Genomic DNA, 13,491 nt, shown 5'->3' with positions numbered 1-13,491 from the left:
CAAAATCGGCGTCCGGGTAATTCCGAACGCCGATTTTCACATAGCATCCCGTTCACTACTCAGGCGACACGAAAGACCAATGCGCGTGCATGATTTCCCAACGCCCGGATGAATTCCGCCGATAAACCAACTTTATTGCGCCAAATGGTTAAAATGCATATAAATGAATTAAATTATACAAAATCAGAACTAGCCCAAAATTAGAATTGAATGAATCAGATTGCGATAGTTATTTATACATGAATGCATCTCCGCGACGGCTTCAATTAAGACTCGGATAATGCGAATGTCAGAAGATGTATGACAAGCTAAAAATAAAACACCGTTGTAGTAATCTACAACGGTGTTTTGGTGAGGTCTGAAGCGGATTCGAACCGCTGTACAAGGTTTTGCAGACCTTTGCCTAGCCACTCGGCCATCAGACCATTTTTCGTTTCCGATCCGTCCTGCGCAAACCGCTGTTCGGGCCGCGGCCGCTGATTTCATTCAGCCCCCGGCTCCACCGTCTCAGGTGTTTTCCGGGTTACGCTCAGGCGTATCGGAGTGCAAATATACAAACATTTCTAAAATCTGCAAAACTTCGGCTCAACTTTGCGTTATTTCCCAAAAATATTTACTTTTACGACACGTTAAACGACTTTTGCGGCTATGACAATCGAGGATATCGCCCTTCAGATGACTCCGGGTATCGGGGTGAAGGGCGCCGTGCATCTGCTCGGAGTGTTCGGCAGCGCACGGGACATTTTCGCCGCGGCTCCGGACGAACTGGCGGGCGAAGCGGGCCTGCGCGAAGAGATCGCCCGCGAAATCGTCCGCCGCAGAGGATTCGCCGCCGCGGAAAAGGAGCTGGAGCATTGCCGCCGCAACGGAATCGCGGCCATCGCCTCGACCGATCCGGAATACCCGCCGCTCCTGCGGGAAATCCCCGACTATCCCCATGTCCTATACATAAAAGGTGATACGGCAGCCCTTTCGGCACGCTGTCTGTCGATGGTCGGCACGCGCAATGCGACGCCCTACGGACAGACCATGTGCAACCGGCTCGTGGAGGGACTCGCGGCGCAGGTGCCGGGACTCTGCATCGTCAGCGGACTGGCTTTCGGGATCGACGTCGCGGCGCACCGCGCGGCATTGGCGGCGGGAGTGCCGACCGTCGCCGTGCTGGCCAACCCGCTGCCGGAAGTGACGCCGGCGCAGCATACGGCCGTAGCCCGCGACATCCTCGATCACGGCGGCGCACTGGTCACGGAACTTCATTCGCAGACCCGGCAGAACGGCACGGCTTATATCGCCCGCAACCGCATCATCGCCGGGCTTAGCGCCGGATGTATCGTCGTCGAATCGCCTGACAGCGGCGGATCGCTCGTCACGGCGCACTGCGCCGACGATTACGACCGTTCGGTGATGGCCGTGCCGGGCCGCGCCACGGACCGCATGTCGGCAGGGACCAACCACCTGATCCGCAACCGTAAAGCGCAGCTGGTGCTGACGGCCGACGACATTGTCCGCGAATTGATGTGGGATCTCGGCGCGGAACCGGCGACGCTCCGGCCGAAACCCGCCACACCGCAGCTCACGCCCGACGAAACGGGACTGCTGGGTTGTTTCCGCACGGACGATCCGCTGTCGCACGAAACGCTTTCAGAACTGAGCGGACTCGATCCCGGCGAGCTGGCGACGCTGCTCGTGGGGCTGGAACTGGCAGGCGCCGTACGCCAGCTGCCCGGCAACAGATACATGAAACTGATATGAGACTTACCGATACACATTCGCATCTGTACGCCCCCGAATTCGACGCGGACCGCGAGGAGGCCCTCGCACGTGCGGCCGACGCCGGAGTGGAGAGAGCGCTGCTCCCGGCGATCGACTCCGAAAGCCATGAACGGCTGTTCGGGTTGTGCCGCAGCCATCCGGAGCGGTGCGCCCCGATGATGGGCCTGCACCCGACGTCGGTGAACGACAATCCACGCTGGCGCGAGGAGCTGGCGCTCGTAGAGCGTTATCTCGAAACGCCGCCCGCAGGGATCCGCTTCTGCGCCGTGGGCGAAATCGGGCTGGACCTCTACTGGAGCCGTGATTTCAGGGCCGAACAGCTCGAAGCCTTCCGCCGCCAGATCGACCTGTCGCTGGAGTACGGTCTTCCGATCGCGGTCCACACGCGCGACGCATGGCCCGAAACCGTGGAGCTGATGCGCGAATACAAGGGCAGAGGCGTCCGGGGCGTTTTCCACGCCTTTTCGGACACGGCCGACACCTACCGGGAACTGAAGGAGTACGGCGACTTCGTCTTCGGCATCGGCGGGGTGGTGACGTTCAAAAAGAGCAAGCTGGCCGACGCGGTGCGGGAGATGGAGCTGCGCGACATCGTCCTCGAAACCGACTGTCCCTACCTGACGCCCGCACCCCACCGCGGCGAACGCAACGAATCGGCCTATGTGCGGTACGTCTGCGAAAAAGTCGCGGAGCTGAAAGGACTGACGCCCGGCGAGACGGCCGAAGCGACGACGGCCAACGCCGAACGCATTTTCGGAAAATAAAAAAACACAAGCATACACGATGAAATCCTCTATCCTGATTATCTACACGGGCGGCACGATCGGCATGAAGAACGACGCCGAAACCGGAGCCTTGGTGCCGTTCGACTTCAGCGCCATATACGACGAATTCCCGTCGCTCAAGCGGCTCAACGTGGACATCGACGTACTGACGATGGACCCCGTGATCGACTCGTCGAACGTCACGCCCGCCAACTGGGCCGCACTTGCCGAACTGATCCGCGACAACTACGCGCGCTACGACGGATTCGTCGTGCTGCACGGCACCGACACCATGTCGTATACCGCGTCGGCCATGAGTTTCATGCTCGAAAACCTCGCAAAGCCGGTCGTCTTCACCGGAAGCCAGATTCCGATCGGCGTACTGCGGACCGACGGCCGCGAGAACCTCATCACGGCCATCGAAATCGCGGGCGCGCACATCGGCGGACGCCCCGAAGTGCCCGAAGTGTCGCTCTATTTCCAGAACCGGCTGTTCCGCGCCAACCGCACCACCAAGCGCAGCGCCGAAGCGCTGAGCGCCTTCCGCTCCTACAATTATCCGCCGCTGGCGGAGGTCGGGGTCAACATCGCCTACAACCTCCCGGCCATCCTGCATCCGACGGAGGTTTCGCCCCAGCTGCGCATCGCCACGCGGCTGGCCGACGGAATCGAGGTGGTCAAACTCTTTCCGGGACTGGGCGAAAACATCCTCCGGGCCATGCTCTCGGCGCCCGGACTGAGAGCCGTGGTGCTCGAAACCTTCGGCGCGGGCAACGCCCCGACCAACGAGTGGTTCATCCGCGTACTGAAGGAGGCGATCGGCCGCGGGATCATCATTCTCAACATCACGCAGTGCGGCGGCGGCAAAGTCTCGATGGAACTTTACGAAACGGGGCTTCGCCTGCAGGAAATCGGCGTCCTGTGCGGCCACGACATGACCACCGAAGCCGCCGTGACCAAACTGATGTACGTGCTGGGACTCGACCTGCCGGACGACCGGACGCGCGCGCTGCTGCGCCGCCCCCTGCGCGGAGAATTTACGGCCTAAGCCATTGCACGGAACGATTTTTTTTTCTATATTTCGCACTGCTAATGTATCCTTAGAAGGCCCCCGGTGACGGCGGACGGAAAGATGCGAACATCGCAACAAGTTGATCGGCAGGAAATTGCATGAGTTCAGAATGAAAGATTCGGGATTCGGCTGCCTGCGTGAAACCGGTACGGAAAATATGCGGACAGCGACCAAAAAACGCCGGATAAATTCCGGAAGCGTGAAAAAAAAGATTTTTTTAGGATTTTTTTAGGGAAAAATAAGAAATTGAAGAAGTCGGGAAACCGAGATATGGAATAAACCAAAAAAGACACAAACAAATAAACAACTAATCAAATTTAATTTTATCCAACACAACTATGAAAAAACTTTTTTTGATTCTGTCAGTGGCCCTGTTCGCACTGGGTACTGTTAACGCTTTCGCGCAGGAAGCCGCTGCCGCTGCCGAAGAGACTGCAGTCGCTGCCGAAACCGCACTCGCAGGCGACAGCATGCACCACATCATGATGCAGAAATTCCTCGAAGGCGGTTGGGAATGGATGCTCCCGGTTCTTCTCTGCTTGGTGATCGGTCTGGCTGTCGCTATCGAGCGTATCCTCTACCTGTCGCTGGCAACGATCAACTCGAAGAAGCTCATCGCTGCCGTTGAGGACGCACTGAAGAACGGCGGCATCGAAGCTGCCAAAGAAGTTTGCCGCAACACCCGCGGTCCTATCGCTTCGATCTACTATCAGGGTCTCGACCGCTACGATCAGGGTCTGGATTCGGTCGAGAAGGCTGTCGTTTCCTACGGTTCGGTTCAGACCGGCCAGATGGAGTCGGGTCTTTCGTGGATCGGTCTGTTCATCGCTCTGTCGCCGATGTTGGGCTTCATGGGTACCGTTGTCGGCATGATCGCGGCGTTCGACGCCATTCAGGCTGCCGGCGATATCAGCCCGACCCTCGTTGCAGGCGGTATCAAGGTCGCCCTTCTGACCACCCTCATGGGTCTTATCGCTGCGGTTATTCTTCAGCTGTTCTACAACTATATCGTTTCGAAGATCGATTCGCTCGTGAACGATATGGAGGATTCGTCCATCACGCTGATGGATATCCTGACGGCATACAGCAAGAAATAATCCCAACGATTTAAAGAGTTAAAAAGCAATTATGAAAAAGATATTGAACATATTGCTGGGCATTCTGATGGCGATCACCGTGGTACTTCTGGTATACGCGATCGCTACGGGCGGCTCGGATGCTGCGATCAGCCTGAACCTCGTATGGGGATACTTCCTCTTCGTGTTCGCTGTCGCCGCAGCCCTGTTCTGCGCCATCTTCGGAATGATTCAGAACCCGGCAGGCATCAAGGGAACCATCCTCTCTCTGGCGCTGATAATCATCGTCGTCGGCGTGTCGTACTTCTACGCTGCCGGCCACACGGTGAACATCGTCGATCTCCAGACCAATGGTTTCTTCGGCCACGGTGAAACCGTAATTACCGAAACGAGCATTCTCGTGACGTACGTTGCTTTCGTCGCCGCTTTCCTGACGGCCGTAGTAACCGAAATCTGGGGCGCTTTCAAATAATGGAGTGAACAACAATGGCAACAGATAAAAGGAAAATACAGGAAATCAATGCCGGCTCGATGGCCGACATCGCCTTCCTGCTGCTGATTTTCTTCCTTGTGGCCACTACGATGAATGTCGATACAGGTCTGGTGCGTATGCTCCCGCCTATGCCCCCCGATGAGAAACAGCAGGAGGACATCAAGGTCAAGGAACGCAACCTCTTCCTCGTGCTTATTTCGGGCAGCGGCAACATCATGGCAGGCCCCGCGGGCAAGCAGGAGATCATCGACCTGCACCAGCTCAAGGACAGAACGAAGGAATTCATCCTCAATCCGATGGATGATGAAAACCTTCCTGAAAAAGCCGATAAGGAAATCGAATTGGCTGACGGCAGCAAGTGGGTATATCCCGAAAGTCAGGGCGTCGTTTCGCTTCAGACCACCCGTGATACCGGCTATCAGTCGTACATCATGGTGCAGAACGAACTCACCCGCGCATTCAACGAAGTACGCGACGAGGTCGCCATGCGGAAATTCGGCTCGAAATTCGCCGACCTTCCCGAAGAGAACCGCAACGCAGTATCAAAAGCCGTTCCGCTGAAGATCTCGGAGGCAGAACCGCGTAATATAAAGAAGTAAGCTATGGCAGTAATGAAAAAGAAGGGCAACAAAGGTTTGCCCCCTATCTCGACCGCATCGCTTCCTGACGTGATCTTCATGATCCTCTTCTTCTTTATGGTATCGACGACCATGCGCGATCAGGAACTGCTCGTGAGATACAAACTCCCTGAGGCTACCGAGGTGCAGAAGCTGGAGAAGAAATCGCTCGTCAGCTACATCCACATCGGACAGCCTTCGCTGGCGATGCAGGCCAAATTCGGCACTGCACCCCGTATCCAGCTGAACGACTCGTACAAAACGACCAAGGATATTCTGGATTTCGTCGCCGCAGAGCGCGATAACCTCAGCGAGGCCGACCGTGCTTCGATGACGATCTGTCTCAAGGCAGACCAGACCACGAAAATGGGTATCGTAACCGACGTGAAGCAGGAGCTTCGCCGTGCCAACGCACTGAAAGTCTCCTACGCCGCTTCCAAGTCGCTGGGATACTAAAATCCGAGGAAAATTGTTTGAAAAAGAGCTGAAGTCAAGACTTCAGCTCTTTTTGTTTTGCCGTATGAAGAGGGATTTCGGCGTTTCGAATACGAATGATACGCCGCCGGATCAGAACGCCAATTCCAGCTGGCCGATTTCGTGGTTGAAGGTCAGCCGGTGGTGTGGAGTGAGACCGTACTCGCGGATTGCAAGGCGGTGTTCGCGCGTCGGATAACCTTTGTTCTTCCGCCAGCCGTACTGGGGAAACTCCTCGGCCAGACGCAGCATGTACTCGTCGCGGTGCGTTTTGGCCAACACCGAAGCGGCGGCGATGTCGGCATACTTGCCGTCGCCTTTGACGATGCAGCGGTAAGGCAGTTCGAGCCGGGTCCGGAAGCGGTTGCCGTCGATGGCCAGAAAGCCGGGAGCGGGATCGAGCCGCGCCGCGGCCAGCGACATTCCCTCGAACGACGCATTCAGAATGTTGATCTCGTCGATCCGCTCGGCGGAGACCGCTTCGACGGCCCATGCCACGGCTTCGCGTTCGATAATCGTCCGAAGCTTCTCGCGGTTGCGCTCGGTCATCTGCTTCGAATCGTTGAGCAAGGGGTCGTGGAAATCGGGCGGCAGCATCACGGCCGCTGCAAAGACCGGCCCGGCGAGACACCCCCGCCCGGCCTCGTCGCATCCCGCTTCGGGAAGATCGTATTGAAAGCAATTTTCAAGCATAGCCAAAAACATTAAATCATCGGCACCCGACACAAATCAAGGAAAACCGGCAACAAACTATTACACGCCCGCCGCCGGAAGCTGCTGCGGCAAAAATTGCACAGACGAATCCTGCGACCGGAAAAGCAAATCCCGAAACAGGCCCGGAAAGCTGGTCCGAAAAGCGAGTCGGAACCCAATTCCGGACAGAACCGCCGGAATGCAACCGGCATCTCCGGAGACGTCGATCCGCCCAGCGGCCGCCCCACCAATTCCGCCCAGCGGCCGAGCAACTGAACAGCCGAGCAGCCGAGCAACCGAACAACCGAACAGCCGGACAGCCGAAACATGCCGTGTTGCTCCTGCGAACGGGCCGCAACCATACGCAAGACTGGAAAAGAAACACCCTCCGCAGGATTCCGGCTACAACAAAGTTAGCAATTATTTAGTCCCGTACAGCTTTTTTCCGTATTTTTGCCGAAAGCAGAAATCGCCGCATGAAGATAGATATCGCCCGACAACCGCTGGTTCCGGCCTTCGTCACTCTCTTCGCACTCGCAGTCACGGCCATGTGGGGCGGGGCGGGAGACGGCGTGTCCGCCGATGCGCCGGAGACAATGCCCCTGCTGGGCGGAGCGCTGACCCGGTTTCAGGCAGCATATCCGGTGTGGGCACGTCTGGCCGCCGGATTCATGATCCTCTTCACGGGAATGTGCACGGGGCGGATCGCCATCCGCTACAACCTCTATGGCGTCAGCACATGCCTGCCGATTCCGCTCTACGCCGTCGTCGCCTGCGGAATCTTCTCCGGCGGGAACTACCTGACGGCATTCGCCGCTTCGATGCTGCTGGCGCTCGCCGCCAAGAACTACTGCCGTTCGTACTGCAACGGCTACGGATTCGACGCCATTTTCCGCGCGTCCCTGTATCTGGGATTGCTGCCGCTGGTCTATGCTCCCGCGACGCCGCTGGTGCTGATCCTTCCGCTGGCGATACTGCTTTTCAAGCGTACCTTCCGCGAAGCGGTAGTCGCCGCCGCAGGGCTGATACTGCCCCTCCTGACCGCCTGCTATGTCAGCTGGGGCATGGGTGACGAATTTACGGCTCCGGTCATGACGCTGGCCGATGCGCTCGTATCGGGCGTTCCGCTGTGGATCTTTAAGGGCCTTCCGCTCCCGTCGCTCGTCATGTTGTGCGTCATCGCGGCGCTTGCCCTGACGGCGCTCCTTTTCTTTCTCTCGGACATTTATGCCGCCGGAACCAAACCCCGCTTCATCCTTATTTTCAATACAGGTATACTGGCGATGACTCTCGCCCTGCTCTGCACCCCGTCGGTCACCCCCGAAGCATTCACCCTGACGGCGGTTCCCGCCGCCCTGCTTTTCCCGGTGTTTTTCGTGCGGATAGACCGCAGAATCGCACTGCCCGTTTACCTGATTCTGCTGGCCGCGTCGGTCTACATTGCAACATTACAATAATCTATTTAGTCACAAAGGTAATACAAACAGTCCTATTTGCCTTAATGCGCCTTTTTAGCGTATTAATTCTTTTATAAAACAAATATTAAATTGTATATTTGGAGTTGAACAAAAGTGACGCAACTTATTGTTCATAGAAACTTAAAATACGATTTAGTATGAAGAATTCATTGAATTCGTCGGCTCAGCAGCCGATGATCGTGAAGTATGTCGAAGCACTTCACAACGGAATCCAGTCTCAGGCGCTTTCGCGCTATGCAATCGGTTACATTCTTCGTGGTACGAAGTACATCTACGAAGGCGATAAGCGCCAGACGCTCACACGCGGAGACGTATTCTACCTCGGCATCGGGCATCACTATATCGAGAACTTCCCGGAAAACGGCCAGCCCTTCGAACAAGTGCTCTTTTATTATACGCCGGCGGACCTCCAGCGTATCCTGATGCATCTGAACATCACCTACGGCCTGAACATTTCGAACGAACATTCGTGTGAAAACTGCCGCAACCGCACGCACGTCGCCATGCCCGCATGGAATTCGATCCGCAACTTTTTCGTCAATACCAACAACGACCTGCGCGACGAAGATTTCCACCGCGACGAGACGGCCGAGAACATCAAGATGACCGAATTGATCTATCTGATCGCCTCGCACGAGGACTGCTGCATCAAAAGCAAGCTGCTGAGCAACGTGGACGCCGCGAAAGAGAATTTCGAACAGATCGTCTACGACCATATCTTCAAAGACATCTCCATCGAGGAGCTTTCGAAACTGACGAACCGTTCGCTCACTTCGTTCAAGAAGGAGTTCCGCCGTCATTTCCAGATGCCGCCCCACAAGTGGTACATCCGCCAGCGGCTGATGCACTCGCGTCTGCTGCTGATCTCGACCTCGAAATCCATTTCGGAGATCGGCAACGCCTGCACGTTCCCCAATACGTCGCATTTTATTAAACTTTTCAAAAAGGAATACCAGATGACGCCGGCCGCTTACCGCAACCGCCACATCACTTCGCTCACCCCGGAGAAGCAGCCCGAAACGGTGCAGAACGCGGAAATACGCGAAGCGCTTTAATCAAAAACTTATAAATCGGCTATTATTTTAAATTTTTTAATTATAATTTAACAGATTTCTTCAGGTTAGTTTGAAAAAATGTTATAAAAGATTTGGTGAATTGTGAATTTCAGTTTATCTTTGTATAACAAAACGTGGGATTCTCCCACTCTCATTAACCTAACTAACCTAACCAGAGGGGTTCGCTACTGCCAGGTACCGAACCCCTTTCTCGTGTCCGGAAGCGGCGGAGAGAAGGCTCCGATAATGAATTATTGCAGTTTCGGCAGGTGCGTTTTTTTATTTTTTAATATGCTTTCTCCCCGCGGCGACGACGGGAGGGCGGAAAGCGGTTCCCCCTTCGAAGATCCGCCCCGAAAAGCCCGAAAACGGACGGATGCCGGCGCAGAAGCGTCCGGCGCAGGGCTGTCAAAGAAAATGAACCATTCTTAGGGAATATCAATTATTTTTTCGTATTTTTGCATCAATTGGAAAATAATGATCTTAAATGCCGAAGTTTTATGACAAGGTAGACGTACTGAAAAAACCCGGATGGCTGAAGATCCGGCTCCACCGAACCCCGGAATACGCCGAGGTTCAGCAGATAGTCCGAAAACATGCGCTGCACACGATTTGCAGCAGCGGCATGTGTCCCAACAAGGCCGAATGCTGGAGCCGCAGAACCGCGACCTTCATGATTCTGGGCGATATCTGCACACGGGGCTGCCGCTTCTGTGCCACCAGAACAGGACATCCCCTTGCCCCGGACGCCGAGGAACCCCGGCGGGTAGCCGAAAGCGTCTCGCTGATGAAACTGAGGTATGTCGTCGTAACTTCTGTAACGCGTGACGACCTGCCGGACGGCGGCGCCGCACATTGGGCCGAAACCGTCCGCGCCATCCGCAAACAGAATCCCGACGCCGCAATTGAGCTCCTTATTCCCGATCTCGACGCACGGCCCGACCTCTTGGACACGGTCATCGCGTCGAAGCCCGATATAATCGGGCACAACATCGAAACCGTCGAGCGGCTGACCCCCGTGGTCCGTTCCAGAGCGAAATATCGCACGAGTCTGGAGACCCTGCGCCACATGAGCCGGCAGGGCGTCGCAACGAAAAGCGGACTGATGGTCGGACTTGGCGAGAGCGATGACGAAGTATTACAAACCCTGCACGACCTGCGCGAAGCGGGCGTCGGGATCGTAACGCTCGGTCAGTACCTTCGTCCAACTTTGGAGCATTACCCCGTGGCGGCGTATATCACTCCTGAAAAATTCGAATGGTACAGACTCAAAGCGCTGGAAATGGGCTTCGCCTACTGCGCGAGCGCGCCGCTGGTCCGCTCGTCGTATTTGGCGGAAGAGGCCCTGAAAAGCGTTAAAAGTTTGCAGCGATGAACGTTTACTGCCGGGACCTCGGACAGATGGACTACAAAGCCTGCTGGGATTTGCAGCAGACCCTGTTCGACGCCCTGACAGCCGGAAAAACGAACCGGACGGCAGCGCCGGAGAGCGCAACGCCGTCCTCGGAAGAGGCGGGCACGATCCTGCTGGTGGAGCATCCGCCGGTGTACACGCTCGGCAAAAGCGGCCACGCCGAGAACCTGCTCGTGGGCCGCGAAGCGCTCGAAGCGATGGGCGCGCAGTTCTTTCACATAGACCGAGGGGGCGACATCACCTTCCACGGACCCGGACAGCTGGTCTGCTATCCGATTCTGGACCTCGAAAGGTTAGGCATCGGGCTGAGGGCATACATCGACGCGCTGGAAGAGTCCGTCATTCGCACCGTGGCCGAATACGGCATCCGGGCGGAACGCATCGCAGGCGCTTCGGGCGTCTGGGTGGGAGCGGGAATCGCGCAAGAAGGCGATCACCGGACCGCGGACGGCGGCGGAAAATGCACGCCGGCGGGCGCTCCGCGCAAGATATGCGCAATAGGAGTCCGTTCGTCGCGTTATATTACCATGCACGGGTTCGCGCTGAACGTAACGACCGATCTGGAGTGGTTTTCGCGCATCAACCCCTGCGGATTCACCGACCGGGGCGCGACCTCGATCGAAAGGGAAACGGGCGCCAAAGTCCCGATGGACGATGTCAAAAGACTCGTCGTGAAATTTTTAAGTGAGATATTAAATGTTAGAATATATAAATAGTAAATCGTATGCCTATAGAAAAACGATGGGTAGTGAAACCGCAGGGCGATTCCGAGGCGGTGGCGAAGCTCGCCTCCGTGCTCAGGATATCCCCCGTGCTGGCGAATCTGCTCGTACAGAGAGGCATAGACACTGTAGAAAAGGCGGACAAGTTCTTTAAACCGAGCCTCGCCGACCTCCACGATCCGTTCCTGATGAAGGATATGGACAAGGCGGTCGAGCGGGTCGAACAGGCCGTTCGTAACAATGAGAAGATCATGGTTTACGGCGACTACGACGTGGACGGCTGCACGGCCGTTGCGCTGGTGTACAAGTTCCTGCGCCAGATCGGGCATAAAAACCTGATGTTCTACATTCCCGACCGTTATACCGAAGGTTACGGCATTTCGGTCAAAGGTATCGACCTCGCGGCCCGCAAGGGCGTGGGGCTTATCATCGCTCTGGACTGCGGTATCAAAGCCACGGAAAAGATTGTCTATGCAAAGAGCAAGGGCGTGGATTTCATCATCTGCGACCATCACCTCCCGGCCGAGGAAATTCCCCGCGCCGTAGCCGTTCTGGACCCCAAGCGGGTCGATTGTTCCTACCCGTTCGACGAACTGTCGGGCTGCGGCGTGGGATTCAAACTCGTGCAGGCCTACGCCCAGAAAAACCGGATTCCCTTCGAGCAGATCAGCCCGCTGCTGGACCTGCTGGTAGTGAGCATCGCCTCGGACATCGTGCCGCTGGTGGACGAAAACCGCATTCTGGCGCATTTCGGCCTCAAAGACCTCAACCGCGAGCCGTCGAAGGGCCTGCTGTCGATCATCAAGATCTGCGGTCTGGACAAACACAACATCACCATCGACGACATCGTCTTCAAGATCGGTCCCCGCATCAACGCCGCCGGGCGCATGCGCATGGACGAGAACGACGAGAATGCGTCGCCTTCGGGCGGCCACGCCGCCGTCGAGCTGCTGATCGAGGGTAACGAAAGCATCGCCGCGGAGTTCGGCAACGTCATCGACGCCTACAATCAGGACCGCAAGTCGATCGACCGCTCCGTCACGCAGGAAGCGCACGACTTCATCGAGCGCAACCCCGAAATGAAGCAGCTGAAGAGCACCGTGATCTACAATCCCAAGTGGATGAAGGGCATCGTGGGCATCGTCGCGTCGCGTCTGATCGAAACCTACTACCGGCCCACGGTGGTGCTGACGATGAGCAACGGATTCGTGACCGGATCGGCCCGTTCGGTGCCGGGCTTCGACCTCTATCAGGCCGTCGAATCGTGCTCGGACCTGCTGGAGAACTTCGGCGGGCACATGTACGCCGCAGGACTGACGATGCGGCCCGAAAACGTGGACGAGTTCACCCGGCGCTTCAACGCCTATGTCGAGGAGAATATCGACCCGCAGATGCTGATGCCACAAGTGGACATCGACAGCGAACTGCTCTTCTCGGACATCACGCCCGCATTCCGCAAGGACCTCAACCGTTTCCAGCCCTTCGGGCCGGGCAATACGGCGCCGGTCTTCGCAACGTACGGGGTCAGCAACCACGGCGACGCCAAACTGGTCGGCGTGGAGTGCGAGCACCTGCGCATGGACCTCATCCAGCGGCAGAAGCCCAACACCAAGATCCAGTCGATCGCCTTCCAGCAGCCCACGCACTACGAATGGGTGCGTTCGGGACGCCCGATCGACGTATGCTACCAGATCGTCGAAAACCACTACCGCGGTACGGTAACCACCCAGTTGCGTATCAAGGACATTAAACCCGTTTTAAACAAATAGATGATTCGGAGAGCCGTAAAGACCCGCCGCACGGCGGGTCTTTACGGCTCCGATCCTCTTTTTTTGCGTCTCTTTTCACTAAAAACCTGCG

13 protein-coding genes and 1 tRNA gene are annotated in these 13,491 nt (G+C 56.6%); 12 read left to right on the top strand and 2 right to left on the bottom strand.

Translation table 11 applies throughout. The features are described from left to right. Nucleotides 1–354 precede the first annotated feature (354 nt). Nucleotides 355–425: transfer RNA gene (locus tag ALFI_RS07450), tRNA-Cys, on the bottom strand. A 223-nt stretch (nt 426–648) separates the two neighbouring features. Between ALFI_RS07450 and dprA the strand changes: the two genes are divergently transcribed. The 7 genes from dprA (at nt 649) to ALFI_RS07415 (ending at nt 6,251) form a co-directional block, all read left to right on the top strand. Further along, nucleotides 649–1,752, top strand: coding sequence for a DNA-processing protein DprA (dprA, locus tag ALFI_RS07445; RefSeq protein ID WP_009596127.1), 1,104 nt, complete (start codon nt 649–651; stop codon nt 1,750–1,752). Continuing rightward, a complete protein-coding gene (locus ALFI_RS07440; protein WP_009596154.1) occupies nt 1,749–2,537 on the top strand; it encodes a TatD family hydrolase in 789 nt (262 codons plus the stop codon). Before dprA ends, ALFI_RS07440 begins: the two co-directional genes overlap by 4 nt. A 19-nt stretch (nt 2,538–2,556) precedes the next feature. Next, nucleotides 2,557–3,585 carry an asparaginase gene (locus tag ALFI_RS07435; RefSeq protein WP_009596157.1) on the top strand — a complete coding sequence of 343 codons (1,029 nt, stop codon included), beginning with the start codon at nt 2,557–2,559 and terminating at the stop codon, nt 3,583–3,585. A gap of 362 nt (nt 3,586–3,947) precedes the next feature. Next, nucleotides 3,948–4,706 (top strand): MotA/TolQ/ExbB proton channel family protein, encoded by a 759-nt coding sequence (locus ALFI_RS07430; RefSeq protein ID WP_009596195.1) that lies wholly within the window; start codon nt 3,948–3,950, stop codon nt 4,704–4,706. A 31-nt stretch (nt 4,707–4,737) separates the two neighbouring features. Further along, nucleotides 4,738–5,157, top strand: a complete 420-nt coding sequence (locus ALFI_RS07425; RefSeq protein ID WP_009596184.1) for a hypothetical protein — start codon at nt 4,738–4,740, stop codon at nt 5,155–5,157. A 14-nt stretch (nt 5,158–5,171) separates the two neighbouring features. Beyond that, on the top strand, nt 5,172–5,777 hold the full coding sequence (locus ALFI_RS07420; RefSeq protein WP_014775365.1) for an ExbD/TolR family protein: 606 nt from the start codon (nt 5,172–5,174) through the stop codon (nt 5,775–5,777). A 3-nt stretch (nt 5,778–5,780) separates the two neighbouring features. Continuing rightward, nucleotides 5,781–6,251 carry an ExbD/TolR family protein gene (locus ALFI_RS07415; RefSeq protein WP_014775364.1) on the top strand — a complete coding sequence of 157 codons (471 nt, stop codon included), beginning with the start codon at nt 5,781–5,783 and terminating at the stop codon, nt 6,249–6,251. Nucleotides 6,252–6,362: 111 nt separating this feature from the next. Here the strand turns inward: ALFI_RS07415 and ALFI_RS07410 are convergent, their stop codons facing one another. After that, nucleotides 6,363–6,962: a ribonuclease HII gene (locus ALFI_RS07410; protein WP_014775363.1), complete on the bottom strand. Its 600-nt coding sequence runs from the start codon at nt 6,960–6,962 to the stop codon at nt 6,363–6,365. A gap of 476 nt (nt 6,963–7,438) precedes the next feature. Between ALFI_RS07410 and ALFI_RS07405 the strand changes: the two genes are divergently transcribed. From ALFI_RS07405 to recJ, 5 genes are all read left to right on the top strand, one after another. Continuing rightward, nucleotides 7,439–8,419 (top strand): hypothetical protein, encoded by a 981-nt coding sequence (locus ALFI_RS07405; RefSeq protein ID WP_014775362.1) that lies wholly within the window; start codon nt 7,439–7,441, stop codon nt 8,417–8,419. A 158-nt stretch (nt 8,420–8,577) separates the two neighbouring features. Next, on the top strand, nt 8,578–9,495 hold the full coding sequence (locus ALFI_RS07400) for a helix-turn-helix domain-containing protein (protein ID WP_014775361.1): 918 nt from the start codon (nt 8,578–8,580) through the stop codon (nt 9,493–9,495). Nucleotides 9,496–9,982: 487 nt separating this feature from the next. Further along, nucleotides 9,983–10,870 carry a lipoyl synthase gene (gene lipA, locus ALFI_RS07395; protein WP_009596228.1) on the top strand — a complete coding sequence of 296 codons (888 nt, stop codon included), beginning with the start codon at nt 9,983–9,985 and terminating at the stop codon, nt 10,868–10,870. After that, complete coding sequence (lipB, locus tag ALFI_RS07390; protein ID WP_009596134.1) at nt 10,867–11,625, top strand: lipoyl(octanoyl) transferase LipB; 759 nt, start codon at nt 10,867–10,869, stop codon at nt 11,623–11,625. The genes lipA and lipB overlap by 4 nt, the downstream gene beginning before the upstream one ends. Nucleotides 11,626–11,633: 8 nt before the next feature. Further along, nucleotides 11,634–13,400 (top strand): single-stranded-DNA-specific exonuclease RecJ, encoded by a 1,767-nt coding sequence (gene recJ, locus ALFI_RS07385; RefSeq protein ID WP_009596137.1) that lies wholly within the window; start codon nt 11,634–11,636, stop codon nt 13,398–13,400. Nucleotides 13,401–13,491 lie beyond the last annotated feature (91 nt).

The sequence above is a fragment of the Alistipes finegoldii DSM 17242 genome, from assembly GCF_000265365.1.
Lineage (GTDB): Bacteria > Bacteroidota > Bacteroidia > Bacteroidales > Rikenellaceae > Alistipes > Alistipes finegoldii.
This window is presented reverse-complemented; position numbering and strand designations above follow the sequence as displayed.

Bases quoted from the DNA above. Each gene is read 5' to 3' on its own strand.
- ALFI_RS07400 (WP_014775361.1), top strand. From the start codon at position 8,578: ATGAAGAATTCATTGAATTCGTCGGCTCAGCAGCCGATGATCGTGAAG.
- recJ (WP_009596137.1), top strand. From the start codon at position 11,634: ATGCCTATAGAAAAACGATGGGTAGTGAAACCGCAGGGCGATTCCGAG.
- ALFI_RS07440 (WP_009596154.1), top strand. From the start codon at position 1,749: ATGAGACTTACCGATACACATTCGCATCTGTACGCCCCCGAATTCGAC.
- dprA (WP_009596127.1), top strand. From the start codon at position 649: ATGACAATCGAGGATATCGCCCTTCAGATGACTCCGGGTATCGGGGTG.
- ALFI_RS07405 (WP_014775362.1), top strand. From the start codon at position 7,439: ATGAAGATAGATATCGCCCGACAACCGCTGGTTCCGGCCTTCGTCACT.
- ALFI_RS07435 (WP_009596157.1), top strand. From the start codon at position 2,557: ATGAAATCCTCTATCCTGATTATCTACACGGGCGGCACGATCGGCATG.
- lipB (WP_009596134.1), top strand. From the start codon at position 10,867: ATGAACGTTTACTGCCGGGACCTCGGACAGATGGACTACAAAGCCTGC.
- ALFI_RS07425 (WP_009596184.1), top strand. From the start codon at position 4,738: ATGAAAAAGATATTGAACATATTGCTGGGCATTCTGATGGCGATCACC.
- lipA (WP_009596228.1), top strand. From the start codon at position 9,983: ATGCCGAAGTTTTATGACAAGGTAGACGTACTGAAAAAACCCGGATGG.
- ALFI_RS07415 (WP_014775364.1), top strand. From the start codon at position 5,781: ATGGCAGTAATGAAAAAGAAGGGCAACAAAGGTTTGCCCCCTATCTCG.
- ALFI_RS07430 (WP_009596195.1), top strand. From the start codon at position 3,948: ATGAAAAAACTTTTTTTGATTCTGTCAGTGGCCCTGTTCGCACTGGGT.
- ALFI_RS07420 (WP_014775365.1), top strand. From the start codon at position 5,172: ATGGCAACAGATAAAAGGAAAATACAGGAAATCAATGCCGGCTCGATG.
- ALFI_RS07410 (WP_014775363.1), bottom strand. From the start codon at position 6,962: ATGCTTGAAAATTGCTTTCAATACGATCTTCCCGAAGCGGGATGCGAC.